The sequence below is a fragment of the Pseudomonas sp. UW4 genome (assembly GCF_000316175.1).
GTDB lineage: Bacteria > Pseudomonadota > Gammaproteobacteria > Pseudomonadales > Pseudomonadaceae > Aquipseudomonas > Aquipseudomonas laurylsulfatiphila.
In genome coordinates this window covers 5,185,326-5,210,907 of sequence record NC_019670.1, presented here as the reverse complement: position 1 = coordinate 5,210,907, position 25,582 = coordinate 5,185,326, and the positions used below count along the sequence as shown (strand labels likewise).

24 protein-coding genes are annotated in these 25,582 nt (G+C 58.3%); 15 read left to right on the top strand and 9 right to left on the bottom strand.

Annotation, left to right across the window (positions count from 1 at the left end; genetic code table 11):
- The first annotated feature begins 20 nt into the window (after positions 1 to 20).
- The 4 genes from PPUTUW4_RS23010 to PPUTUW4_RS22995 all read left to right on the top strand — a co-directional run bounded on the left by PPUTUW4_RS23010 (position 21) and on the right by PPUTUW4_RS22995 (position 5,870).
- Positions 21 to 1,385: a DUF1329 domain-containing protein gene (locus PPUTUW4_RS23010; RefSeq protein ID WP_015096792.1), complete on the top strand. Its 1,365-nt coding sequence runs from the start codon at positions 21 to 23 to the stop codon at positions 1,383 to 1,385.
- Between the two features lie 174 nt (positions 1,386 to 1,559).
- On the top strand, positions 1,560 to 4,298 hold the full coding sequence (locus PPUTUW4_RS23005) for a LuxR C-terminal-related transcriptional regulator (protein WP_015096791.1): 2,739 nt from the start codon (positions 1,560 to 1,562) through the stop codon (positions 4,296 to 4,298).
- Between the two features lie 87 nt (positions 4,299 to 4,385).
- A complete protein-coding gene (locus PPUTUW4_RS23000) occupies positions 4,386 to 5,027 on the top strand; it encodes an MBL fold metallo-hydrolase (protein ID WP_015096790.1) in 642 nt (213 codons plus the stop codon).
- Positions 5,028 to 5,129: 102 nt separating this feature from the next.
- Entirely contained in the window at positions 5,130 to 5,870 is a 741-nt protein-coding gene (locus PPUTUW4_RS22995; protein ID WP_015096789.1) for an OmpA family protein, read from the top strand.
- Between the two features lie 271 nt (positions 5,871 to 6,141).
- Here PPUTUW4_RS22995 and PPUTUW4_RS22990 read toward each other — a convergent pair whose 3' ends face one another.
- Complete coding sequence (locus tag PPUTUW4_RS22990; RefSeq protein ID WP_007972560.1) at positions 6,142 to 6,576, bottom strand: DUF1043 family protein; 435 nt, start codon at positions 6,574 to 6,576, stop codon at positions 6,142 to 6,144.
- Positions 6,577 to 6,720: 144 nt separating this feature from the next.
- On the opposite strand from PPUTUW4_RS22990, the gene PPUTUW4_RS22985 reads away from it, so the two are divergent.
- The 3 genes from PPUTUW4_RS22985 to zapE all read left to right on the top strand — a co-directional run bounded on the left by PPUTUW4_RS22985 (position 6,721) and on the right by zapE (position 9,915).
- Entirely contained in the window at positions 6,721 to 7,350 is a 630-nt protein-coding gene (locus tag PPUTUW4_RS22985) for an alpha/beta fold hydrolase (protein ID WP_015096788.1), read from the top strand.
- Positions 7,351 to 7,374: 24 nt separating this feature from the next.
- On the top strand, positions 7,375 to 8,730 hold the full coding sequence (locus PPUTUW4_RS22980) for a tryptophan--tRNA ligase (RefSeq protein ID WP_015096787.1): 1,356 nt from the start codon (positions 7,375 to 7,377) through the stop codon (positions 8,728 to 8,730).
- A 90-nt stretch (positions 8,731 to 8,820) separates the two neighbouring features.
- On the top strand, positions 8,821 to 9,915 hold the full coding sequence (gene zapE / locus PPUTUW4_RS22975) for a cell division protein ZapE (protein WP_007998226.1): 1,095 nt from the start codon (positions 8,821 to 8,823) through the stop codon (positions 9,913 to 9,915).
- Positions 9,916 to 10,021: 106 nt separating this feature from the next.
- Here zapE and PPUTUW4_RS22970 read toward each other — a convergent pair whose 3' ends face one another.
- The 5 genes from PPUTUW4_RS22970 to PPUTUW4_RS22950 form a co-directional block, all read right to left on the bottom strand.
- Positions 10,022 to 11,005 (bottom strand): asparaginase, encoded by a 984-nt coding sequence (locus PPUTUW4_RS22970; RefSeq protein WP_015096786.1) that lies wholly within the window; start codon positions 11,003 to 11,005, stop codon positions 10,022 to 10,024.
- A gap of 77 nt (positions 11,006 to 11,082) precedes the next feature.
- Complete coding sequence (locus PPUTUW4_RS22965; protein WP_015096785.1) at positions 11,083 to 12,276, bottom strand: integral membrane protein; 1,194 nt, start codon at positions 12,274 to 12,276, stop codon at positions 11,083 to 11,085.
- A 16-nt stretch (positions 12,277 to 12,292) separates the two neighbouring features.
- The gene (locus tag PPUTUW4_RS22960) at positions 12,293 to 13,180 is read right to left on the bottom strand and encodes a nitrilase family protein (protein ID WP_015096784.1); all 888 of its coding nucleotides are present in this window, start codon (positions 13,178 to 13,180) and stop codon (positions 12,293 to 12,295) included.
- A gap of 207 nt (positions 13,181 to 13,387) precedes the next feature.
- Positions 13,388 to 15,334, bottom strand: coding sequence for an FAD-dependent oxidoreductase (locus PPUTUW4_RS22955; RefSeq protein WP_015096783.1), 1,947 nt, complete (start codon positions 15,332 to 15,334; stop codon positions 13,388 to 13,390).
- A 267-nt stretch (positions 15,335 to 15,601) separates the two neighbouring features.
- Positions 15,602 to 16,522, bottom strand: a complete 921-nt coding sequence (locus PPUTUW4_RS22950) for a GlxA family transcriptional regulator (protein ID WP_177325126.1) — start codon at positions 16,520 to 16,522, stop codon at positions 15,602 to 15,604.
- 221 nt (positions 16,523 to 16,743) lie between these two features.
- On the opposite strand from PPUTUW4_RS22950, the gene PPUTUW4_RS22945 reads away from it, so the two are divergent.
- Entirely contained in the window at positions 16,744 to 17,880 is a 1,137-nt protein-coding gene (locus tag PPUTUW4_RS22945; RefSeq protein ID WP_015096781.1) for an acyl-CoA dehydrogenase family protein, read from the top strand.
- 103 nt (positions 17,881 to 17,983) lie between these two features.
- Here PPUTUW4_RS22945 and PPUTUW4_RS22940 read toward each other — a convergent pair whose 3' ends face one another.
- Positions 17,984 to 19,024 (bottom strand): NADP(H)-dependent aldo-keto reductase, encoded by a 1,041-nt coding sequence (locus PPUTUW4_RS22940; RefSeq protein ID WP_015096780.1) that lies wholly within the window; start codon positions 19,022 to 19,024, stop codon positions 17,984 to 17,986.
- 246 nt (positions 19,025 to 19,270) lie between these two features.
- Between PPUTUW4_RS22940 and rplM the strand changes: the two genes are divergently transcribed.
- The 7 genes from rplM (at position 19,271) to PPUTUW4_RS22905 (ending at position 24,159) form a co-directional block, all read left to right on the top strand.
- Entirely contained in the window at positions 19,271 to 19,699 is a 429-nt protein-coding gene (gene rplM, locus PPUTUW4_RS22935) for a 50S ribosomal protein L13 (protein ID WP_007917032.1), read from the top strand.
- 14 nt (positions 19,700 to 19,713) lie between these two features.
- Entirely contained in the window at positions 19,714 to 20,106 is a 393-nt protein-coding gene (rpsI, locus tag PPUTUW4_RS22930) for a 30S ribosomal protein S9 (protein WP_003228056.1), read from the top strand.
- Positions 20,107 to 20,374: 268 nt separating this feature from the next.
- On the top strand, positions 20,375 to 20,968 hold the full coding sequence (gene petA, locus PPUTUW4_RS22925; RefSeq protein ID WP_015096779.1) for a ubiquinol-cytochrome c reductase iron-sulfur subunit: 594 nt from the start codon (positions 20,375 to 20,377) through the stop codon (positions 20,966 to 20,968).
- A complete protein-coding gene (locus PPUTUW4_RS22920; RefSeq protein WP_015096778.1) occupies positions 20,968 to 22,179 on the top strand; it encodes a cytochrome bc complex cytochrome b subunit in 1,212 nt (403 codons plus the stop codon). Before petA ends, PPUTUW4_RS22920 begins: the two co-directional genes overlap by 1 nt.
- Positions 22,179 to 22,961: a cytochrome c1 gene (locus PPUTUW4_RS22915; protein ID WP_015096777.1), complete on the top strand. Its 783-nt coding sequence runs from the start codon at positions 22,179 to 22,181 to the stop codon at positions 22,959 to 22,961. The genes PPUTUW4_RS22920 and PPUTUW4_RS22915 overlap by 1 nt, the downstream gene beginning before the upstream one ends.
- Positions 22,962 to 23,111: 150 nt before the next feature.
- A complete protein-coding gene (locus PPUTUW4_RS22910; protein ID WP_007972581.1) occupies positions 23,112 to 23,729 on the top strand; it encodes a glutathione S-transferase N-terminal domain-containing protein in 618 nt (205 codons plus the stop codon).
- A gap of 16 nt (positions 23,730 to 23,745) precedes the next feature.
- Positions 23,746 to 24,159 (top strand): ClpXP protease specificity-enhancing factor, encoded by a 414-nt coding sequence (locus PPUTUW4_RS22905; protein ID WP_007972582.1) that lies wholly within the window; start codon positions 23,746 to 23,748, stop codon positions 24,157 to 24,159.
- A gap of 165 nt (positions 24,160 to 24,324) precedes the next feature.
- Here the strand turns inward: PPUTUW4_RS22905 and PPUTUW4_RS22900 are convergent, their stop codons facing one another.
- Together PPUTUW4_RS22900 and PPUTUW4_RS22895 are read right to left on the bottom strand one after the other, a co-directional pair.
- Positions 24,325 to 24,903 (bottom strand): BON domain-containing protein, encoded by a 579-nt coding sequence (locus PPUTUW4_RS22900; RefSeq protein ID WP_015096776.1) that lies wholly within the window; start codon positions 24,901 to 24,903, stop codon positions 24,325 to 24,327.
- Positions 24,900 to 25,493, bottom strand: coding sequence for a phosphoheptose isomerase (locus PPUTUW4_RS22895; protein ID WP_007972584.1), 594 nt, complete (start codon positions 25,491 to 25,493; stop codon positions 24,900 to 24,902). Before PPUTUW4_RS22895 ends, PPUTUW4_RS22900 begins: the two co-directional genes overlap by 4 nt.
- Between the last annotated feature and the right edge of the window lie 89 nt (positions 25,494 to 25,582).

Below are 25,582 nucleotides of genomic sequence, written 5' to 3'. Positions count from 1 at the left end.
TTTTCAGGACGAACGCAAATATGAAAATAACAAAGAGTCTGTTCCACGCCGGTGTTCTGGGGCTTTCGCTGCTGGCGACCAGCGTCATCGCAGCAGTTCCCCAGGCCGAGGCCGACAAGCTGGGCAAGAGCCTGACCCCGATGGGCGCCGAAATGGCGGGTAACGCCGACGGTTCGATCCCGGCCTGGAAGCCGATGGCGAAGAACGCCGGTACGGTCGACAGCAAAGGTTTCCTGTCCAATCCGTTCGCCAGCGAAAAACCGCTGTTCACCATCACGGCGCAGAACGTCGACCAGTACAAGGACAAGCTCGCACCGGGCCAGTACGCGATGTTCAAGCGCTACCCGGAAAGCTTCAAGATGCCGGTCTATCCATCCCATCGCGGTGCTACCGTGCCGGATGAAGTATTCGCCGCCATCAAGCGCAACGCCACCAACACCAACCTGGTGTCCGGTGGCAACGGTCTGGAAAATTTCGAAACTGCCATTCCGTTTCCGATTCCGAAAAGCGGCGTTGAAGTCATCTGGAACCATATCACCCGTTATCGCGGTGGTAGCGTGACCCGCTTGGTAACCCAGGCCACGCCACAGCCGAACGGCTCGTTCAGCCTGGTGTACTTCCAGGACCAGTTCGTGTTCCGCGACAAGATGAAGGATTACGACCCGAAAAACCCGGGCAACATCCTGTTCTACTTCAAGCAGAAAGTGACTGCGCCGGCGCGTCTGGCCGGTGGTGTACTGCTGGTTCACGAAACTCTCGACCAGGTCAAGGAGCCGCGCTCGGCGTGGGTCTACAACGCGGGCCAGCGTCGTGTGCGCCGTGCACCGCAAGTGTCCTATGACGGCCCGGGTACCGCGGCTGACGGCCTGCGTACTTCCGACAACCTGGACATGTTCAACGGTGCGCCGGATCGTTACGACTGGAAGCTCGAAGGCAAGAAAGAGATGTACATCGGCTCCGATGCCTACAAGCTCGACGATCCGAAGCTCAAGTACGCCGACATCATCAAGGCCGGTCACATCAACCAGGACCTGGCGCGTTACGAGTTGCGTCGTGTGTGGCATGTGGTTGCCACCCTGAAGGAAGGTCAGCGCCACATCTACGCCAAGCGTGACTTCTACATTGACGAGGACACCTGGCAAGCAGCGGTCATCGACCATTACGACGGTCGCGGTCAATTGTGGCGCGTCGCCGAGGCGCATGCCGAGAACTACTACGACAAGCAAGTGCCGTGGTACGCCCTCGAAGCCCTGTATGACCTGCAGTCGGGTCGTTACCTGGCGCTGGGCATGAAGAACGAAGAGAAGTCGGCTTATGACTTCGGCTTCACTGCCACCACCAGCGACTTCACCCCGGCCGCCCTGCGTCAGGACGGTGTTCGCTAAGGTGAACTGAGTAGAGGCCGCACCCTCTGAAACGCCCCGACTGGTTCGGGGCGTTTTTTTTGCTTGTAGACTTTTTGTAGCCATTTGTAGCAATTACCTTCATTCCCTATCCGTTTACGGCTAGTCTGCGGACATCTGCAACGCCGCCATCCGCAATTCAAACAAGAGCCGGCTATGACTGATTTGTCCACACCCTCAGGTTCTGCACAGGTTGCCGTCGCGACACTCGACGGGCGGTTTTTCCGTCCGCCGTTGCCCGACGGCCATGTGCTGCGTCCACGATTGTGCGAGCGTCTGAGTGCCGGACTGGCAGGCAGGTTATTGCTGGTCAGTGCCCCGGCAGGGTTCGGCAAGAGTTCGCTGGCGGTGGAGTTCTGTCAGGGGTTGCCGGCACACTGGCAAAGTCTCTGGCTGGGGTTGAGCCCGCGAGACAGTGACCCGGGACGCTTTCTCGAGCGGCTGCTGGAGGGCCTTCAGGACTATTTTCCGCACCTGGGCAGGCAATCCCTCGGGTTGTTGAAAATGCGCCAGCGCCATCAGCCATTCGCATTCGAAGAGTGGCTCGACGGCTTGCTCGACGAACTGGCCGTACACCTGTCCACGGCGAAGCCCTTGCTGCTGGTGCTGGATGATTATCACCTGGCTCAGGGGCCGGTGCTGGACCGTTGCCTGCAGTTTTTCCTCAACCATCTTCCCGATGGTTTGCTGGTGATGGTCACCAGTCGCCAACGTCCCGACTGGCATCTGGCGCGGCTGCGGCTGTCGCGACAACTGCTTGAGCTGCATGAACAGGATCTGCGCCTGACCCACGACGAGGCCTTGAGCCTGCTCGACCGGCACAGCAGCTCCTTGCGCGGTGAGGCACTGGAAAACCTGATCCAGCGCAGTGAAGGCTGGGTTGCAGGATTACGCTTCTGGCTGCTGGCGGCTTCGGAGGCGGGCACCGACGGCGCGCTGCCGCAATCGTTGCATGGCGGGGAAGGGCTGATCCGCGATTATCTGCTCGAAGAAGTCATCGATTGCCTGCCCGCCGAGGTCCAGTCGTTCCTCTATGACACGGCGCCCCAGGAGCGTTTCTGCAGCGAACTGTGCGATGCCGTTCGCGACGCCCATGACAGCGGGGAGATCTTGCGCTTCCTGCTTGCCCATCAAGTGTTCCTGGTACCGCTGGACGAGCATGGTCATTGGTATCGCTATCACCATCTGTTTTCCGATCTGTTGCGCACGCGGCCGACGTCCCAGTCGATGGTGCCGGCCGCGAGCCTGCACCTGCGCGCCTGCCGCTGGTTCAATGCCCAGGGACTGCTCGATGAGGCGGTGGAGCAAGCGTTGCGTGCCGGTCACCTGGACGTCGCGGCGAACCTGGTGCAGAACCTCTCCGAAGAGCAACTGCTGGCCGAGCAGAATGTCGGCATGTTGCTGCGCTGGAAAATGGACTTGCCGGACAGCTTGCTGATCAGCACGCCGCGACTGATTGTGCTGTATAGCTGGGCGCTGGGCCTGGCTTGCCAACTGGATGCTGCCGAAGAGCTGGCCAGCCATCTGAGCCGCTTCCTGCCTGCTCCGTCGGCCACCGCCCAGAAGTCCATGCTGGCTCAATGGCTGGCGTTGAGTGGCATCATTGCCCGTGGACGAGGCAACCGCGAGCTGACGCTGCAGTACTGCCGCGAGGCATTGGAAAGTCTTCCGGCCAAGCGTTACGGCCAGCGTCTGATGTGCCTCTCGACCTTGTCCAACCTTGCCATTGCCGATGGTGATTTGTGGCGGGCACGGGGGCTGAACCGCGAATCGCTGGAACTGGCGCAACGTGTCGGCAACCCGTTGTTCGAAGCGCTGGCGCACTACGACCGCGCACGGGTGCTGCAAGCGCGCGGAGAAATCTGTCGGGCACTGGAAGAGGTCCGTCAGGGCATGCAACGCCTGCAGAGCTTGTCTGCACAACGGCTGTATGCGGTTCGCGCCCGACTGACCTTGTACGAAGGCTTTTTGCTGGCCCTGCGAATGCAGCCGCAATTGGCGCGGGTGCGATTGCAGGCCGGTCTGAGCGAGGCGCGCGCCTGCCGTGACATCAGCGTGCTAATCGGCCACTGCGTGATTGCCAGGCTGGAAGGCAGCAGCGGCGAGTTCGCCAAAGCCTTTGCCGAACTGGCCGAAGCCGAGCGGCTCATGCACATCTGGGACGTGCCACCGATCTACTACCTGGCCATGATCACCCTGGTCAAATGCGAGCTCTGGCTGGCCCAGGGGCGTACCGATCTGGCCGAAGCCTGGCTGGCGCGCCTGGGGCAGACCTATAACGGCGAGAACGGGGCGGCACCACCGGAGTTCCATCCGCAATTGCCCTTGCATATCGAATTGCAACAAGCCTTGCTGGAAGTCATCCAGGGCCAGCCGATGCTGGCTGAAGGGCGATTGAATGCGCTGCTCGAACATGGCCAGCAAAGCGGTCGGCAGATGCTCAGTGCCATGGCGCTGACCCAGAAAGTGGCGTTGTTGCTGGGCAGCGGACGGGAGCCGGAAGCACGCAAGGCACTGGTCCAGGCGCTGGACGCCGCTGGCGGAGGCGTGCTGCAACCCTTCGAGGGCCTGCTGGCCGAGCATCCGGACTGGCTGCGTGGGCAGCTTCAACAGTGTTCACCAACCCCTGTTTCCATGAGCCTCAGTGAAAAGCTGCCGGCATTGACTGCCCGCCCTGGAGCGGAATCCGGCGCGGCTGCGGAGCAACTCAGCACGCGGGAACTGGCGGTTCTGCGATTGATCGCCCAAGGCTGTTCGAACCAGGAAATCAGCGATCAGCTGTTTATTTCCCTGCACACGGTCAAGACCCACGCCAGCCACATCAACAGCAAACTCGGGGTCGAGCGGCGTACGCAGGCCGTGGCGCGGGCGAAGGAGTTGGGGGTGCTGGGTTAAGGATTTTTCACGTTACATATCGCGGCCCTTGGCTGGATACTCAATTGTGCGAAAATCGCCCGTCCCCGTTTATCGAGCAGGCCCCCGATGTCCCAGCATCCCACCCTCATCCGCGAAACCTTCCCCGTCGGCCCGTTGCAGTGCAACTGCACGATCATCGGCGATCCGGTGACGAAAAAGGCCATCGTCGTCGATCCGGGTGGCAATCATGAGCTGATCCTGGCGCGTCTCGATGCCCTGGGGCTGAAAGTGGTCAGCATCATTCACACCCACGCCCACCTCGATCATTTCCTGGCGTCCGGTCAACTCAAGGAGAAAACCGGCGCGACCCTGCATCTGCACAAGGAAGACCAGTTTCTCTGGGACAACCTGGAAATGCAGTGCCAGATGTTCGGTGTCCCTTACACCCCGGTACCGTCCCCGGATCGCTGGCTGGCCGATGATGAAGAACTGGCCTGCGGTTGTGGCGTGGCGCTGCACACGCCTGGGCACACGCCGGGGTCGATGAGTTTCTGGTTTGCCGATGCCAAGCTGCTGATTGCCGGTGACACGTTGTTCAAGCGTGGGGTAGGGCGCACGGATTTGTGGGGTGGCGACCAGGCCACCATCGTGCGTTCGATCAAGCAGCGTTTGTACACCCTCGACGAGGAGGCGATAGTGGTGGCCGGGCATGGTCCGGACACCCGTCTGGGCGATGAAATGCGCGAAAACCCCTTTGTACGGGCCTGATTTGTAACGAGCGGAATTTTTGTTCCCGGAAGTGATCCAATACCCGCAAAGGCTGTGCCTTGGTCCGTTGCACCACAGAATGCAAAAAAGTAGGAGCTATACATGTTCACCACGCGTCGTTTGATTATTGTCGCTACGGCTGTGGCCGTTTTGTCCGGTTGTGCCTCGCCCAACCCTTACGGCGGTCAAGGCCAGGCTCAGGGGCAGACGGACAGCGGCTCCGAAGGCATGAGCAAGACCGCTAAGTATGGTGGTCTCGGCGCTCTGGCCGGTGCGCTGGCCGGTGCTGCGATCAACCACGATAACCGCGGCAAGGGCGCGCTGATCGGTGCTGCAGTGGTCGGTGCTTCCGCCGCCGGTTACGGCTACTACGCCGACCAGCAAGAGAAAAAGCTGCGCGCCAGCATGGCCAACACCGGTGTTGAAGTGCAGCGCCAGGGCGACCAGATCAAGCTGATCATGCCGGGCAACATCACCTTTGCTACCGATTCGGCAAACATTGCCCCAAGTTTCTATCAGCCGCTGAACAACCTGGCGGGCTCGCTGAAAGAGTTCAACCAGAACCAGATCGAAATCGTGGGCTATACCGACAGCACCGGCAGCCGCCAGCACAACATGGACCTGTCCCAGCGTCGTGCACAAAGCGTGGCCACCTACCTGACCTCGCAAGGGGTCAGCGGTGCCAACCTGAGCGCTCGTGGCGCGGGTCCGGATAGCCCGGTTGCCAGCAACGGCGACGCCAATGGCCGGGCGCAGAACCGCCGTGTAGAGGTTAACCTCAAGGCGATTCCGGGCCAGCAGTATGGTGGTCAGCAGCAGGGTCAGGTTCAGCAGTACCCATAAGCGTCTGACTGAACCCCAGGCGTAAAAAAGCCCGCCCTATCCTCAACAGATCGGGCGGGCTTTTTTTTGTTGCCAGATCCGGCCCCTTCGCGAGCAAGCCCGCTCCCACAGGTTATGTGTTGAATGCAGATTTTGTGTACGACATCGACCACTGTGGGAGCGGGCTTGCTCGCGAAGAGGCCAGGCCAGGCAACAGAAATCCGGAACAGACAGAAATAAAAAGCCCCCGGACAATCACTCGTCCGGGGGCTTTGTCACACCTGAAACCTGATTACTTCTTCAGGCCGTAATGCTCATCGAGCATGCCCGGTGCGTTCGGGGCTTTTGGTGCGTAGTCGCGAGGCGGCTCCTGATCGCGCGGTGGCGTCAGGCGTTCACGGGGTGCCTGCGCCGCATCGGCGTGCAGGGAGGCCAGCAGGCGTTGGCGAGTCTGTTCGTCCAGGGCCAGGCGGTTGGCACCCTCGGCAAGATGGTCCTGCACTTCCTGATAGCTCGCAGTCAGTTTCTTGACCAATGAAGCAGTGCTGTTGAAGTGGGTCACCACTTCGTTCTGATAACTGTCGAAACGTTCCTGAATATCGTCCAGCTGACGTTGCGTGCTGCTAGGCGCGGCATTCGGCGCAAGGCGAGCGATCAGGAACCCAATGGCGACACCCACAACCAGGGCAAGAGTCGGTAGCAACCAAACTAAGAGCGAGTGTTCCACGAGTCCTTCCTCTATAAACGGCTTTGCTTTACGTTAACGGCTCGAACCTGCGCTGTATACCGCGATTCACTCGCAATAGACAGCCACAGACAATTTGCTAGACGAGTCGACCCGATTCGAGGTCACGGAGTTCCTTCCTTGCTTATGCGCGAAACCCCTGTAGTGATTGATGGCCCGGTGGGTCAACTGGAAGCCCTTTACCTGGACAACGAGCAGCCTCGCGGCCTGGCGCTGATCTGCCATCCGAACCCGGTACAGGGCGGCACCATGCTCAACAAAGTGGTTTCGACCTTGCAGCGCACTGCGCGCGACGCCGGACTGGTCACCCTGCGCTTCAACTATCGTGGCGTCGGTGCCAGCGAGGGCTCCCACGACATGGGTACCGGTGAAGTTGATGATGCCCAGGCTGTCGCCGAATGGTTTCGCAACAAACACCCGGAGTTGCCGCTGACCCTGTTCGGTTTTTCCTTCGGCGGTTTTGTTGCAGCAAGTCTCGGCGGACGTCTTGAGGCCAAGGGCGAGCAGCTCAAGCATCTGTTCATGGTCGCGCCAGCGGTCATGCGCCTGGGGGACCAGGATCAACTGCCGCAGCAGGGCGAGCTGACCTTGATCCAGCCGGAAACCGACGAAGTGATCGATCCACAAGTCGTTTACCAATGGTCCGACAAGCTCGAACGTCCCCATGAGCTGCTGAAAGTGGCAGAATGCGGACACTTTTTTCATGGCAAGCTGACCGATCTCAAGGATCTGATCCTGCCGCGTCTCTCGAATTGATTGCAGTCTGACAAGCGATTACCCATGACGACTCGTACCCGTATCCTCACCGGCATTACCACCACCGGCACGCCGCACCTGGGCAACTACGCTGGCGCCATCCGCCCGGCGATCGTCGCCAGCCGTGACAGCAATGCCGATTCGTTCTACTTCCTGGCCGACTACCACGCCCTGATCAAATGCGATGACCCGCTGCGCATCCAGCGCTCGCGTCTGGAAATCGCCGCGACCTGGCTGGCCGGTGGCCTGGATGTCGAGCGCGTGACCTTCTACCGCCAGTCCGACATCCCGGAAATCCCCGAGCTGACCTGGCTGCTGACCTGCGTCGCCGCCAAGGGCCTGCTCAATCGCGCCCACGCCTACAAGGCTTCCGTGGACAAGAACGTCGAGACCGGCGAAGACCCGGACGCCGGCATCACCATGGGCCTGTACAGCTACCCCGTGCTGATGGCCGCGGACATCCTGATGTTCAACGCGCACAAGGTGCCGGTCGGTCGCGATCAGATCCAGCACGTGGAAATGGCGCGTGACATCGGCCAGCGCTTCAACCACCTGTTTGGCCAGGGCAAAGAGTTCTTCACCATGCCCGAGGCGTTGATCGAAGAGAGCGTTGCCACCTTGCCGGGCCTGGATGGCCGCAAGATGTCGAAGAGCTACGACAACACCATCCCGCTGTTCAGCAGCGCCAAAGAGATGAAGGACGCGATTTCACGGATCGTCACCGACTCCCGCGCACCCGGCGAAGCCAAGGACCCGGACAATTCGCACCTGTTCACCTTGTTCCAGGCGTTCGCCACCCCGGCGCAGGCTGACGAGTTCCGCAGTGAACTGTTGCAGGGCCTGGGTTGGGGCGAGGCGAAGAATCGTCTGTTCCAACTGCTGGACAATGAACTGGGCGAATCCCGTGAGCGCTACAACCAACTGATCGAGCGCCCGGCGGATCTGGAAGACATCCTGCAGCACGGCGCGAAAAAGGCTCGTGCGGTAGCGACACCCTTCCTCAATGAATTGCGTGAAGCGGTGGGCCTGCGCTCCTTCGTTGCCCAGACCCAGGTGGCGGCGACCGTCAAGAAAAAAGCCGCGAAAGCTGCGCGTTTTGTCAGCTTCCGTGAAGACGACGGCAGTTTCCGCTTCCGTCTGCTGGCCGCCGATGGTGAACAACTGCTGCTGTCGCGCAACTTCGCCGATGGCAAGACCGCCGGTCAGGTGACCAAGCAACTGCAATCGGGTCAGCCACTGGACGTGCGAAATGAAGAACTGAACTTCAGTGTCTGGCTGGAAGGCGAGTGCGTTGCCGACGGCCCGGCCTTTGTCGACAGTGCTGCGCGTGATGCTGCCGTCGAGGCTTTGCGCATCGCCCTGACACCTGTTCAGGAATAAACAACGGTCCGGCCCGACCAAGGGCCGATTGCCATTCCTCCGGGCCGTCGCTACAGTGTCGGCCCGTTTTTGTTGCCTTGCTAACGAATTATGACGCCCCTAGAACGATATCAAGCTGATCTGAAACGCCCGGAATTCTTCCATGATGCCGCGCAGGAAACTGCCGTGCGTCATTTGCAGCGCCTGTACGACGATTTGGTCGCGGCCGAGCAAAACAAGCCGGGCCTGCTGGGCAAGTTGTTTGGCAAGAAGGATCAGACCCCGGTCAAGGGCCTGTATTTCTGGGGCGGCGTAGGTCGCGGCAAGACTTACCTGGTGGACACCTTCTTCGAAGCGCTGCCTTTCAAGGAAAAGTCCCGTACGCACTTCCACCGCTTCATGAAGCGCGTGCACGAAGAGATGAAGACCCTGGGCGGCGAAAAAAACCCGCTGACCATCATCGCCAAGCGCTTCGCCACCGAAGCCCGGGTCATCTGCTTCGATGAATTCTTCGTTTCCGACATCACCGACGCCATGATCCTTGGCACCCTGATGGAAGAACTGTTCAAGAACGGCGTGACCCTGGTCGCGACGTCGAACATCGTGCCGGACGGCCTGTACAAGGACGGCCTGCAACGCGCGCGCTTCCTGCCGGCCATTGCGCTGATCAAGCAGAATACCGAGATCGTCAACGTCGACAGCGGCGTCGACTATCGTCTGCGTCACCTCGAACAAGCCGAGCTGTTCCACTATCCGCTCGACGAAGCCGCCAACGAAAGCCTGCGCAAGAGCTTCCGTGCGCTGACGCCGGAATGCACGGCTGCGGTCGAAAATGACGTGCTGATGATCGAAAATCGTGAAATTCGTGCCCTGCGCACCTGCGATGACGTGGCCTGGTTCAACTTCCGTGAACTGTGCGACGGCCCGCGTAGCCAGAACGACTACATCGAACTGGGCAAGATCTTCCACGCCGTGCTGCTCAGCGATGTCGAGCAGATGAGCGTCACCACCGACGACATCGCCCGCCGCTTCATCAACATGGTCGACGAGTTCTACGACCGCAACGTGAAGCTGATCATTTCTGCCGAAGTCGAACTCAAGGATCTGTACACCGGCGGGCGCTTGAACTTCGAGTTCCAGCGCACCCTGAGTCGTCTGCTGGAAATGCAATCCCACGAATTCCTGTCCCGGGCGCACAAGCCATAAGCGTTTAAATCGGTAGAGCGATTCGGAAAATGAAAGAGGCCTGCAAATGCAGGCCTTTTTTGTCAGCGCAAATCCCCCTCCCACAGGTTTGTACATTGCTTTGAAGTCAAATGCCTTCGTTGAGATACCGTGCAAGCTCGTGCTGCCGTTGGCAACCGAGCAGGAGCCAAAGCAGAATCCGGGCTTTTCGCGGACATAGAAACCCCGCCATCGATGCACCCTTGCGGATCAAGTCCATCTCACCGCCGTCAAAACCGTAAGAAGCGCGTGCGGTGGAGCCGGAACCGGTTCGGGTCGCAATGATCACGGGGATTCGTTCGGTAATATGCCCAATTCTTGTCGCCCAGCGCTGCGAGATGTGGCCGGCGCCAAAACCGCTGATCACCAGCCCGTCGTAACCGAGTGCGAAAATATTCTCCAGTAGCAGGGTGTCGGCCGAAAGTGAGGCCTCAAGCAGCGCAACTTTCTGCGTGGTCTGTTGCGGCAAAGGCAACACCGTGCGTGGCCCTGGCGGGCGCAGGTAGCGAACACGGTCTTCCAGCAGCAGGCCTGCGGGCCCCACAACTGGCGAGGAAAACGCCTGCAATGCCAGCGAATCGGTTTTGCGTACGCTGCACGCTTGATGAATCTGTCCGTTCATCACGACCTGGACGCCGCGCTGCCGGCTGTTCTGCGCCAGGGCAACGCGACATGCATCCAGCAGATTGGCCGGTCCATCGGCACCTGGCTGCGCTGCGGAACGCATGGCACCGGTCAGCACCAAGGGGGTGTCGTAGGGCCAAAGGTAATCCAAAAACACTGCGGCCTCTTCGAGGGTGTCGGTGCCTTGGGTTATCACGATCCCAGTGGCGCCCTGTTTGACCTGAAACTCAGCCCAGGACAATACGTCCAGCAAAAACTCGAAATCCAGGGATGCACTGGGCAGCAGGCCGAGGGTCTCAACGGTGACTCCGGCCAGCGTCGTCAGTTCCGGTATGGAGGTCAGCAGGGCTTCGCCGCTGACGGTCGGGATGACGCCTTCACCGGCATTGCTCGCTTGCATGCTTACCGTGCCGCCAAGTGCCGCGATGGACAGTTTGGGCAGGTCCATGGGATACCTCGCTTGTTTGTAATGAAAAGTGGCTGTATTCGCTTTTGAGACCGCGATATAGCCGAATGGCTGGCACGTTAATCAGCGATCAGAAAGCCGATTAGCGGCACGATCAGCAGTGTGCTGATGGCCATCGACAGTACATTGGCGATGTAGGCGTGCATGTCGGCCGGTAATTTTTTGGCAATCACACAGGCCAGCGGTGGTGCGAGCAATGCCCCCAGCAGTGCACTTGAGACGATAATCTGCCAGCTGCCGCCATAGGCCAGAATCGCCGCGGGCACCACTGAAACCAGCGGGATGTAAGTGGGATACCAGCCGCGCAACATCCATTGTCGACGCCAGATCAGCACGCCGATGGCCGAGGCCAATGCCTGCGCACCGATGATGTGCAGTAACAGGCCCGATCCGTACGCGGGGCTTGAAGGGTTCAAGCTGTACGCCAGCAATGCACCCAGTATCAGGCCAAGGCTGGCCAGTTCATTGCCGAAGAACGGTGCTTCGGAAAAGTCCGCCAGAATCCGGCGCAGGCTCCAGAAGACGCCATAGTCGGGCGCCTTGGCGGTGGCGATCAAGGTGGGGGGCGTTTGCGAAGGCCTGGATTTCACCAGGTTCGGCCAATAGCGGCAGAACAGAAACGCCAGGACGCTGGCAACCGCCATGCCCAATACATTGCCAATTACCGCAGGCAGGGCCAGCGGTTGGCACACGTAATTGACGATCAGCAGGCACATCGGTGTGACGAGTACGGCGCCCATGAGTGCGCCGTTGATCGTGACCTTCCAGCCTCCGCCAAACATCAACACCATCGCTGCTGGCAGCGAGACGAATGCTACGAATGTGGGTTGCCAGGTTGTGGCTGTCACCGTCCAGCCCCATAGCAGATTGCTCAGCAGCAGCCCGAGCAACGAGCTGGTGACCAGCCAGGGCCAAAGCCCCGTTCCATAAGAGATGGCAAATCCTTGCCAGGATTTCCCCGTTCGATTCGCCCAGTAAGCCAGATATGCGCCCGCCAGCAGACCGATCGAGGCGAACTCGTGCTTGTAGAAAGCCACCTCGCTGATGTCACCTAACACCCAGCGCAACCAGGCACTCGGTTCGGGTAGCAGCGATACCATGTTGCCGTAGCCGGGCCAATGCGCTCCCCAGAAAGTACGGTTGCTGAAAGAAAGCCAGACGATCAGCAGTGTCGCGCCGATTATTAGCAGGACGACGGCTGTATCAATTGGTGATTTGCGCGATGGTTGGTTTTTGTCGGTTGTAACTTCCATGCGATAGGCCTCCTGATCAACGTGGGAGGCAAGGGTGTTGGGTGTAGCCGAGCATCTGATCGTAAAGATCGGATCGGCGATCACGATGCAGATCGTTCAGGTTGTTCCAGATGGGCGCACTGCGGGAGCTGGTCAGGTCGACATCGGCAAACAGGATTTCCTGCTTGTCTGCCGAAGCCACTGTGCCAATCGGCCAGCCGTTGGTTCCGGCAATCAACGAGCAACCCAGGTAGCGCGCGCCGCGCTCCTCGCCGATTCGGCTGGCAGCAGCGATAAACACATTGTTGACGTGAGCGGCGGTCATCGTCAGATAAGACGCCATGCACTTACCGGCATCGTCGAACAGCGGCGGCGGTGTCCAGACCCAGTTGTTCAGGCTGCAAATGATATCCGCGCCTTGCTGGGCGAGGATCCGTGGCACTTCCGGGAACCAGATGTCCCAGCAGATCAACAGCCCGATGCGGCCGATCGGTGTGTCGAAAACCGGGAAACCCAGGTCGCCGGGGGTGAACCAGAGCTTCTCCAGATTCCACAAATGGGCTTTGCGGTACTTACCGATAAAACCGTCTGGTCCCACCAGAACGCCGGTGTTGAAGAGTCGCATGCCGTCGCGTTCAGCCAGACCGGCCACGAGGTAAACGTTGTGTTCTCGGGCGAAGTCGATCCAGCACCGCACGCTTGGTCCGTCGGGAACCGCTTCGGCATGGGCGAAGGCATCCTGTCGATTGCTGAAGAAATAGCCGGTATTGGAAAGCTCGGGCAGAACGATGAGATTCGCACCGCCGTTTACCGCTTCAAGCGCCAATTCCAGGCTGCGACGCAGATTACCTACACATTTCTCGATGCCGACTTGTGGATCGAATTGCACGACTGCTACACGAGCAGGGCTTGTTGGCTCAGACATTCCGTCGTTCCTCTTTTTATTGTTTTTCAAGCTGTTAAATGGCGTGTGTATAAGAGGGGAATCAGGAATGGGGTGTAAGTCAGCTACTTCCGTTTAGGTCGTAGTCCTTGTCCTAAAGTGGATTAGCGTGATGTTTGATGGCAGTGGGTGGCTGGCGCGAGAGGTAGAGCCATGTATTGCGTGCATGGCTCTGGAGCGGGGATGTGATCAGGTTTTGAGTTGGTAGTGCGGGTAGTCGCTCAAGGAAAATCCGCCATTGAAGGTCGCGGCGGTTTTGTTGCAGATATGAATCACTGCATCGACAGCACCGCGAAAACATGGCTCCGTCCAACCGGCATCGACGGAAAATGATTCACCAGACAAATACAAGCCTGATACATGAGCGAGGTCCCGGTTGTACTTCATCAGGCCGACGGCATCGTAGTAGGTGCCCGGTCGGTAAAGCTTGGCACAGCCCAGAGCATTTTTATCAGTGACCCAACGCTGAACCACAGCCTGATCAATGCCGATGTAGGGAGAAATTTTCTCCTGGATGTTGGCAGAGTTCATGAGAATGCGATCCAACTCTTCAGCGCATTTTGATACCAATTCCTTATCGCTGAATGAGGCGAGCTTGGTTGCGTCATCTTCCCAGGTATAACTCAGCAGGATGCAGTCATAGCTGTAGTTGTCGTTGTAGCGGTAGGTATAGACATCGTGGATAAAACTGTCGGTTACGATGGCTTGCGGGATGTTTTTGTTTTTCGAGAGAAATGATTTCTTCAGCGGTGCAAACACTTTGCAGCTAGTTTCCCAGTGTGCGGTTTTGTAGGCGTTAATCGTCTCGAAAGGCAGCATTTCCCGGGTGAAATTTTTGAGCTTGATACGAGTTTCAATCAGCCAGGAGGGTAGTGTCATGATGACCGAGTCAAAGTCATCAAATTGCTCCTGGATTTGCTCGGGTTGACTGTGTTTCCAGTTGTAATAGACGCGTATTTTTTGATTGGTCAGCTTTTCCAGTTTTGTGACGGATGAGTCGGTGAGAAGCCCATTGCTTCTTTCGAGGCAATGTTCGTAGACGGACTTTCCGGTTTCGTCGGCTTTCATAAACAGCAGGCATTCATCCAAAGCGGCGAGGCCGATGTAGCGGGGCTTGTCGAAACTCTGCCCCATTGAGTCAAAAACGGCTTTGCTATTCAGGTAGGGCGAATCCAGTGGATCGCCGTTTGAGTCCACTCGACCATGGATCAGTTGCAATTGGCTGCTGAAACCGAAAATCGCGGTACGCAGGGGGTAGAGGCAGCACACGTCGTAAAAAGCTCCCCAGCTACCGTCACCTATACCTATCGCGTAAAAAATTGCGGACTCTTGCGCAGTCATTCCCATTCCGCCGAAATCTCCGGGTGAGCGGCCATCCCAAGCTTCCAGTGCTGGCATGCTGACCAGGTCGCGGAACGAGATACTCTCGTATTTTTCGACGATAGAAGCCCATGTGGTTTCCCATTCCTGGCTCGCATAAAGCTCCGCAACGTGGCGGGTCATGCGATCAGCAAAGGCTTTCCACTTGGAATAAACCTTTTGCAATTCCTCGCCGGGAGGCGGTGTTTCGCCGTCTTCGTTTTTCCATATCAACATTTGCGGCGCTGATCCGCCGCCCATGCTGCCCTCCCGGAGATAGATGCCTGTCGAGCTAACCCATTGGCTACCGGGGTTGGCGAAGTTTGAAATCGCCAATTCAAATTGATTGGCGTAGTAAGCCATCAGCGACCGACCTTCTGTCGGCGGCTCATCCGCCTGGTTGAAGAAGGGCATGCGCATGGCACCCATTTCAAACGGTGTATGGCTTGTTGCTGAGTTTCGGCTACCGGGAACGGTCAGATGTCTGCCGCCGATGCGTCTGGATTGTTCGATGAGAGTGATATGGGTAAAGCCGCAGCGATAGAGTTCTCTGGCGGCGGTCAGACCTGTGACGCCGGCGCCGATGATGCAGATTTTATGTTGCGGGTCAGTTGCCCTGGCGATGCCGTTTTCCTGTTCTACCAGTGCACGATAGTCAAAGCACAAATCCGGCGGATTGGGAAAGCGAGCTGCCCATTTGTTTTTAGCCGAACGCTTTGTTCGGGCGGCCTCCTTGGCGATGTATGAAGGGTAGTTGTAGCTTGATCCGATAGTCACCTTTGATCTTCCCTGATGGTGTTTGAAGGGGAAGATGTTGAAGCTCTGGATGGCCGGCGTACATTAGTCGGACGAGATGCGTTGATGCTCTATATTCGTTTTTTATCGTAAGAAAAGACGCTGTATGGAGGTCACTGGCGTTTCCGCGCCCAGCGTGGGAATGCACTCCATGACCTTTTTTATCGCATGTCAAAGCGGAACGCAGAGCGTCTCTGGCTGCATTCCCACGTGAACGTGGAAATGCATCCAGAGTAGGTTTGCGGGATTTTATGCAGCCTGCTGAAACTGCTGCCGATACTGGTTCGGCGACAGCTCCGTGTGCTGGCGGAACAGTCGCGCGAAGAAGCTCGCATCGTCATAGCCCACCTCATAGCTGATGGTCTTGATGCTCTTGCGGCTGCCGGACAACAAGCCCTTGGCGGTTTCGATGCGCAGGCGTTGCAGGTAATGCAGTGGCTTGTCGCCGGTGGCGGTCTGGAAGCGGCGCATGAAGTTGCGGATGCTCATGCCGTGTTCGCGGGCGACGTCTTCGAAGCGGAACTTGTCGGCGAAGTGTTCTTCGAGCCAGTGCTGGATCTGCAGGATGATCACGTCCTGGTGCAGCTTCTGGCCGCCAAAACCGATGCGTCCCGGCGAGTAGCTGCGCTGTACCTCGTACAGGATGTCCCGCGCTACGGCCTGGGACACATTGGCGCCGCAGAAACGCTCGATCAGGTAAATGTAAAGGTCGCACGCCGAGGTGGTGCCGCCGGCGCAGTACAGGTTGTCGGCGTCTGTCAGGTGTTTGTCTTGATTGAGCTGGACCTGTGGGAAGCGTTCGGCGAAGGCATTGAAGAAGCGCCAGTAGGTGGTCGCTTCCTTGCCATTGAGCAACCCGGCTTCGGCCAGCCAGAACACACCGGTGGCCTCGCCGCACAGCACGGCGCCGCGCGCATGCTGTTGGCGCAACCATGGCAGAACTTGCGGGTAACGTTTGCAGAGACTTTCGAAATCGTCCCAGAACGCGGGAAGAACAATGATGTCGGCGTTTTCCAGCCCGCCGTCCACCGGAATCATCACATCGCTGAAGGTGTTGACCGGTTTGCCGTCGGGGCTGACCAGGCGGGTTTCGAACGCCGGTGTCAGGCCCTGGCCCAGCTGTTTGCCGTAGCGCAGGCTGGCGAGGTGGAAGAAATCCTTGGCTTGCATGAGGGTGGAAGCGAAAACCCGGTCGATGGCCAGGATGCTGACGCGCCGCAGGGGCGTGGATGCTTGGTTAGACATAATTCAACTTTATTTTTATAGGGGGAAGTGGTCACCAGACGGCTGGATCGTCTTATTTTTTGTCGGATGTGTCCAGTGTCCTGTATCGGAAGCGAGGCATAGTCTCTGAAGGTCAACTCCTTCTAAAAACAAAGAAAAGGTGCCGCATGATCCCCAGAACCTTGTTCAGTTCCGAGCACGAGCTTTTCCGCGACAGCGTGCGGACGTTTCTCGAAAAGGAGGCAGTGCCCTTCCATGGGCAATGGGAAAAACAAGGCTATATCGACCGCAAGCTGTGGAACAAGGCAGGGGAGGCGGGGATGCTCTGCTCACACTTGCCGGAAGAGTACGGCGGACTGGGGGCGGACTTTCTCTACAGCGCGGTGGTGATCGAAGAAGTGGGGCGACTTGGCCTGACCGGCATCGGTTTTTCCCTGCACTCGGACATCGTGGCACCGTACATCCTGCATTACGGCAGTGAGGCGCTGAAGCAGAAGTACCTGCCGAAACTGGTGTCCGGCGAAATGGTGACCGCGATCGCCATGACCGAACCGGGCGCCGGTTCCGATCTGCAGGGAGTGAAAACCACGGCCGTGCTCGATGGCGACGAATACGTGATCAACGGCTCCAAGACTTTCATCACCAACGGCTACCTGGCCGATCTGGTGATCGTCGTCGCCAAGACCGATCCGAAGGCCGGCGCGAAGGGCACCAGTCTGTTTCTGGTGGAAGCCGATACGCCGGGCTTCGACAAGGGCAAGCGCCTGGAGAAGGTCGGGATGAAAGCCCAGGACACCTCGGAGCTGTTCTTCCAGGACGTGCGTGTGCCCAAGGAAAACCTGCTGGGCCAGGCCGGGATGGGCTTTGCCTACCTGATGCAGGAATTGCCTCAGGAGCGCCTCACAGTGGCCGTTGGCGGGCTTGCATCGGCCGAAGCGGCGCTGCAATGGACGCTGGACTACACCCGCGAGCGCAAGGCGTTCGGCAAGTCGATCGCGGATTTCCAGAACACCCGGTTCAAACTGGCGGAGATGGCCACGGAAATCCAGATCGGCCGTGTCTTCGTCGACCGCTGCCTGGAACTGCACCTGCAAGGCAAGCTCGACGTGCCGACGGCGGCGATGGCCAAGTACTGGGGGACCGACCTGCAGTGCAAGGTGCTCGACGAGTGTGTGCAGTTGCACGGTGGCTACGGGTTCATGTGGGAGTACCCGATCGCACGGGCATGGGCGGATGCGCGCGTGCAGCGGATCTATGCCGGGACGAACGAGATCATGAAGGAGATCATTGCCAGATCATTGTAGGAGCGAGCCTGCTCGCGATGGTCGTCAACGATAACGTTGAAAACCTGACACCCAACGGTGTGCTCAGGTTTTTCGCGAGCAAGCTCGCTCCTACAAGTAGGGGTTATGGCGCCGGATTCGGATGATCCTTGTGAATCGCCTCGATCCCTTCCAGCACTTCCTCAGACAGCTTCAAGTCGAAACTGGCGATGTTGCTCTCCAGTTGCTCCATGGTGGTCGCGCCAATGATGTTGCTGGTCACGAACGGCTGCTGCGTCACGAAGGCCAGGGCCATTTGCGCCGGGTCCAGACCGTGTTCGCGAGCCAGGGCCACGTACCGGCTGCAGGCTGCTTCCGACTGTGGGTTGAAATAGCGGCTGAAGCGGCTGTAGAGGCTCAGGCGACCTTTTGGCGGGCGGGCGCCACCTTCGTACTTGCCTGACAGGAAACCGAACGCCAGCGGTGAATAGGCGAGCAGGCCGCACTGCTCGCGGATGGCGATTTCCGCCAGGCCGACTTCGAAGCTGCGATTGAGCAGGTTGTACGGGTTCTGGATCGATACGGCGCGCGGCCAGCCACGGGCTTCGGCCAGGGCCAGGAAGCGCATGGTGCCCCACGGTGTCTCGTTGGACAGGCCGATGTGGCGGATCTTGCCGGCCTTCACCTGTTCGTCGAGCGCTTCGAGGGTGTCTTCCAGCGGGGTCAGGTTGGCTTCGATCTTGTGCTTGTAACCCAGTTGCCCAAAGAAGTTGGTGCTGCGTTCCGGCCAGTGCAACTGGTACAGGTCGATGTAATCGGTCTGCAGGCGCTTGAGGCTGGCGTCCACGGCTTCGGTGATGTGCTGCCGATTGTGCCGAAGGTTCTTGTCGCGGATGTAGTCGATGGTATTGCCGGGGCCGGCGATCTTGCTGGCCAGGATCCAGTCGCCGCGGTCGCCGCGGCTTTTGAAGTAATTGCCGATGTAGCGTTCGGTGGTGGCGTAGGTTTCGGCCTTGGGCGGCACCGGGTACATTTCGGCGGTGTCGATGAAGTTGATCCCGGCGCTCTTGGCTCGTTCAATCTGGGCGAAGGCGTCTGCCTCGCTGTTTTGCTCGCCCCAGGTCATGGTTCCGAGGCAGAGGGCACTCACGTTCAGATTGGTTCGGCCTAGCTGGCGATAGTCCATCGTGCTGCTCCTTGGGCAAAACAATCATAAAAGCAGGTTGAATTATTTTTCGCAATCTGCATAATTGCGCACCTCTTTCTGCAGTGGAAGTGATGCGCCGCCGCCGAAGAATCTTGCCGTTGAACGGACGCGCCGACCCGAGCCCCCGAAAGCGTCTGTATCCGGCTGCCTTTGACTTGTCAAAGTACGCACTATTCAGTAAGATCCGCCGTCTAATTTACAGGGCGGCCCCTGAGGCTATAAAGAATGAAAACTTTTACTGCTAAACCGGAAACAGTAAAGCGCGACTGGTTTGTCGTCGACGCTGCTGGTCAGACCCTGGGTCGTCTGGCCACCGAAATCGCGAGCCGTCTGCGTGGCAAGCACAAGCCTGAGTACACTCCTCACGTTGACACCGGCGACTACATCGTCGTAATCAACGCTGAGCAGATCCGTGTTACCGGTGCTAAAACCACTGACAAAATGTACTACTCCCACTCCGGTTTCCCGGGCGGCATCAAGTCGATCAACTTTGAAAAGCTGATCGCCAAGGCCCCTGAGCGCGTGATCGAGACCGCGGTCAAAGGCATGCTGCCTAAGAACCCGCTGGGTCGCGACATGTACCGTAAGCTGAAAGTCTATGCGGGCGCTGCACACCCACATACTGCTCAGCAGCCCCAAGAACTGAAGTTTTAACGGAATAGTACATTATGTCGGCGACTCAAAATTACGGCACTGGCCGTCGCAAGACCGCAACCGCACGCGTTTTCCTGCGTCCGGGTACTGGTAACATCTCCATCAACAACCGTTCGCTGGATAATTTCTTCGGTCGCGAAACTGCCCGCATGGTAGTTCGTCAGCCGCTGGAATTGACTGAGACTGTCGAGAAGTTCGACATCTACGTCACCGTGATCGGCGGTGGTGTGAGTGGTCAAGCTGGCGCAATCCGCCACGGCATCACCCGCGCTCTGATGGACTACGACGAGACTCTGCGCAGCGCCCTGCGTAAAGCCGGCTTCGTAACCCGCGATGCTCGTGAAGTTGAACGTAAGAAAGTCGGTCTGCGTAAAGCGCGTAAGCGTCCGCAGTACTCGAAGCGTTAATTCGCTTTCACGTTCAAAAAAGAACGCCCAGTTTCCTCACGGAGCTGGGCGTTTTTTTATGCCTGTGATTTATCAAAGAATTGCGCTGTGACAACTTGCCACATCCGTAGACGCCCTATACTCCAAGGCTTGAGGGTGGTGGGCTCCGGTAATTACCTTGTCAGAATTGGGGCTTTTCATTACCATTCGGCAAAATTTTTATAAGTACATAGTTTTACTTAGTAGATGCCTGATTTAACAGGCCACAAAGCTGATGGGAGAGGACTGAATGAGCAATGACGGCGTGAATACAGGCCGGCGTCGCTTCTTGGTAGCAGCCACATCCGTGGTGGGTGCTGCAGGAGCGGTGGGGGCTGCGGTCCCGTTCGTGGGGTCATGGTTTCCCAGTGCCAAGGCGAAAGCCGCTGGTGCACCGGTGAAAGTGAATGTCAGCAAAATCGAACCAGGCCAGCAGATGATTGCTGAGTGGCGCGGTCAGCCGGTGTTCATCGTCCGCCGTACACCGGAAATCCTGGGGAACCTGAAGAAAATCGAGGGCCAGCTCGCTGACCCGACCTCCAAGAGCTCGACACAACCGACTTACGTTGATCCGGAAACCCGTTCGATCAAGCCTGAGGTTCTGCTGCTGATCGGTATCTGCACGCACCTGGGTTGCTCGCCGACCTTCCGTCCTGAAGTGGCACCTGCGGATCTGGGTAAAGACTGGGTAGGCGGTTATTTCTGTCCCTGCCACGGTTCACACTACGATCTGGCTGGCCGCGTCTACAAGTCGCAACCTGCGCCTTTGAACCTGCCAGTTCCCCCGCATTCCTATGAGACCGATGAGATCATTGTCATTGGCGTCGATACGGAGAAAGCGTGATGAGCAAGTTCATGGATTGGGTTGATGCGCGCTTTCCCGCGACCAAGATGTGGGAAGACCATCTCAGCAAGTATTACGCTCCGAAAAACTTCAACTTCTTCTACTTCTTTGGTTCCCTGGCATTGCTCGTTCTGGTCAACCAGATCGTTACCGGTGTCTGGCTGACCATGAGCTACACCCCGTCGGCGGAAGAAGCGTTCGCTTCCGTTGAATACATCATGCGCGACGTCGAGTACGGCTCGATCCTGCGTCTGCTGCACTCCACCGGCGCTTCGGCGTTCTTCATCGTGGTCTATCTGCACATGTTCCGTGGCCTGCTCTACGGTTCGTACCAGAAGCCGCGCGAGCTGGTGTGGGTCTTCGGCATGCTGATCTACCTGGCGCTGATGGCCGAAGCCTTCATGGGTTACCTGCTGCCGTGGGGCCAGATGTCCTACTGGGGTGCCCAGGTGATCATCTCGCTGTTCGGTGCGATCCCGGTCATCGGCAACGATCTGACCCAGTGGATTCGTGGTGACTACCTGATTTCCGGCATTACCCTGAACCGCTTCTTCGCCTTGCACGTGGTTGCCTTGCCGATCGTCATCCTCGGTCTGGTGGTGCTGCACATCCTGGCGTTGCACGAAGTCGGTTCGAACAACCCGGACGGCGTGGACATCAAGAAGCACAAGGACGAAAACGGCATACCGCTGGACGGCATCGCCTTCCACCCGTACTACACCGTGAAAGATATCGTCGGCGTGGTGGTGTTCCTGTTCATCTTCTGCTCGGTCGTGTTCTTCTTCCCGGAAATGGGTGGCTACTTCCTCGAGAAGCCGAACTTCGAACAGGCCAACCCGTTCAAGACGCCTGAGCATATTGCGCCGGTCTGGTACTTCACTCCTTACTACGCGATCTTGCGTGCGGTTCCGGACAAGCTCCTGGGTGTTATCGCCATGGGTGCGGCCATCGCTGTGCTGTTCGTGCTGCCGTGGCTCGACCGTAGTCCGGTCAAGTCCATGCGCTACAAGGGCTGGCTGAGCAAGATCTGGCTTGTCGTGTTCTGCATCTCGTTCGTGATCCTCGGTGTTCTGGGCGTGCTGGCTCCGACGCCAGGTCGTACGTTGCTGTCGCAGGTATGTACCTTCCTGTACTTCGCCTACTTCATTCTGATGCCGTTCTACACCAGGCTCGAGAAGACCAAACCGGTTCCGGAAAGGGTGACTGGCTGATGAAAAAACTATTTGCTGTATTGATGCTTGCTGCGCTGCCAGTGTTCGCTTTCGCAGCACCACACGGTGGTCCTGAGCTGGAAAAAGTCGACATTGACGTTTCCGATAAGGCCGCCATGCAGGACGGCGCACGCACGTTCGCCAACTATTGCATGGGGTGCCACAGCGCCAAGTTCCAGCGCTATGAGCGTGTTGCCGACGACCTGGGTATTCCCCATGAGTTGATGCTGGAGAAGCTGGTGTTCACTGGTGCCAAGATCGGCGACCACATGAACATCGGCATGCAGCCAGCGGACGCCAAGGCCTGGTTTGGTGCTGCACCGCCAGACCTGACCCTGGTTGCTCGTGTTCGCGGCACCGACTGGCTCTACGGTTACCTGAAGTCGTTCTACGAAGATCCTTCGCGCCCATGGGGCGTGAACAACAAGGTCTTCCCGAACGTGGGCATGCCTAACGTCCTGGCCGGCCTGCAAGGTCGCCAGGTGGTGGGATGCAAACAGGTTCAGATCGTCGAAGACGGCAAGAAGCAATTTGATCCACTGACCGGCACGCCGTTGACTCATGAAGCATGCGATCAGCTGACGATTGTGCCGAAAAGCGGCGCTCTGACTGAAGAGCAGTTCGATGAGAAGGTCAAGAATCTGGTAACCTTCCTGGCTTACTCGGCTAACCCGGTTAAGCTGCAACATCAGCGCATCGGTACGTACGTATTGTTGTACCTGGCGTTCTTCTTCGTATTCGCTTACCTGCTCAAGCGCGAATACTGGAAAGACGTGCACTGATAAAGCTTCAAGCTATTGCTGTTAATCGCGCGCGCCCAAGGGCGTCTCTGAATAGGTAGCGAAACTGGTGATCCAGTCGTTACGGGAGGCGCCCTCTGGGCGCGCTCGTTTTTCCGCTTTCGATAATTTCTACAAGCGAGGAGGATCGCCATGGGCGTGACCAATCGGTTGGCCTGTTACTCCGACCCCGCCGACCACTATTCCCACCGAGTGCGCATCGTACTGGCAGAGAAGGGTGTCAGCGCCGAGATCATTTACGTGGAAGCTGGACGCCAGCCACCTAAACTGATTGAGGTGAACCCTTACGGCAGCTTGCCCACCCTGGTCGACCGCGACCTGGCGTTGTGGGAGTCGACCGTGGTGATGGAATATCTGGATGAGCGTTACCCGCACCCGCCGCTACTGCCGGTTTATCCCGTGGCGCGTGCCAACAGTCGCCTGCTGATACACCGCATTCAGCGAGACTGGTGTGGTCTGGTGGATCTGATTCTGGATTCGCGGACCAAGGAAGCAGCCCGTGCCGTGGCTCGCAAAGAGTTGCGCGAAAGTCTGACGGGTGTGTCGCCACTGTTTGCCGACAAGCCGTTTTTCCTCAGTGAGGAACAAAGCCTGGTGGACTGCTGCCTATTGCCAATACTCTGGCGATTGCCGATTCTGGGTATAGAACTGCCGCGGCCAGCCAAGCCGCTGCTTGATTATATGGAGCGCCAGTTTGCGCGTGAGGCTTTCCAGGCGAGTCTGTCTGGTGTCGAACGCGACATGCGCTAAGGCTTAAGGAGCCGCTATGAACTCCAGTCGACCTTATCTGGTCCGCGCGCTCTATGAGTGGATTGTGGACAACGATTGCACCCCGCATATGCTGGTCAATTCCGAGTATCCGTCGGTGCAGGTGCCTCAAGGCTTTGCCAGTGACGGCCAGATCGTCCTGAACGTATCGCCACAAGCCGTGCGCCACTTGCACATGGATAACGAGGCGGTCAGTTTCGAGGGGCGCTTTGGTGGTGTGCCGCACACCTTGTACGTGCCTATCGCATCGATCCTGGGTATCTACGCCCGGGAAAACGGCCAGGGCATGGTGTTCGATCTGGAATCGCCGATGGGCGAGGACGACGACATCGAACCGGATGACGACCTTCCGCCACCGGACAGCGAGCCACCGCGTCCAAGCGGTCGCCCCAGTTTGAAGGTGGTGAAGTAATAAAAAAGGCGATCCGGATGGATCGCCTTTTTTATTACTTCACCACCTTCAAACGATGTAGGAGCGAGCCTGCTCGCGATGGGCGTGAACGATGACGCGGGCTGCCTGAATGAGCGCATTCACCGGACGCTTTTCACCAGCAAGCTCGCTCCTACAAGATGTGGATCAGTCGATGTACTCGAACAGCTTCACAATCTTCTGCACGCCGGAGACGCCTTGCACCAGGTTGGTCGCCTGCGCAGCTTCCTGTTTGGTCAGCAGACCCAGCAAGTAGACGATGCCGTTTTCAGTGACGACCTTGATGCGCGAGCCAGGGATGTTCGCGTCAGCGAGCATCTGGGTCTTGATCTTGGTGGTCAGCCAGGTGTCATTCTGGCGCGCCAGCAGCGAGGAGGGGGGCATGATTTGCAGCTCGTTGTGCACCTGCTTCACGCGCTGGACTGCGGCGGCAGCCTGTTCAGCCTTGGCCTTGAGGTCTGCGCGTGGCGTTTGCCCGGCGAGCAGCACGACACCGTTGTAGCTGGTGATGACGATGTGCGAGTCCTTGTCCAGGGCCGGGTCGGCCTTGGCGATGTTCACGCCAACTTTGGTGTCGATCAGGGAGTCGTCGATCTTGCTGCCCAGTGTGCGAGTGCCGCGGTCATCTTCAATGGGTGCTTCACGGCTGGCAGTCACCACCGAGGTGCAACCGCTGATGCCGAGGCACAGAGTCAAGGCCAGTAGGCCAAGGCGATTAGGGGTCATTCTTCACTCCCGAACAATTGGCTGTCGATCAAGTCGCAAAGGCAATGGATCGCCAGCAGGTGGACTTCTTGAATACGAGCGGTGACGTTGGCCGGTACGCGAATCTCCACGTCCTCGGGCAACAGCAGCGACGCCATGCCGCCGCCATCACGTCCCGTCAATGCTACGACAATCATTTCGCGATCATGTGCGGCCTGGATCGCTTGAATTATGTTGGCCGAGTTGCCGCTGGTGGAGATAGCCAGCAACACATCGCCCGGTTGGCCCAGTGCGCGGATCTGTTTGGAGAAGATTTCGTTATAGCTGTAGTCGTTGGCGATCGAGGTGATCGTCGAGCTGTCGGTCGTCAAGGCGATGGCCGGCAGGCTCGGGCGCTCGCGCTCAAAGCGATTGAGCAGCTCGGACGAAAAGTGCTGGGCGTCGCCGGCTGAGCCACCGTTGCCACAGGAAAGCATTTTGCCTTCGTTGAGCAGGGCGTTGACCATGACCTGGCTGGCTTGCTCGATGTGCGGTGCAAGAACTTCCATCGCCTGTTGCTTGGTGTCGATACTGGCCTGAAAAAGCTGGCGAATTCGGGATTGCATGTCCATCTGTGTGACCTTAATTAGCGCGGCTGTTCGGCACGTGAATGTGCAGCCCGCAAAGCAAAGAGCAAAAGTGTTGGGTGATAGTGTCCGGT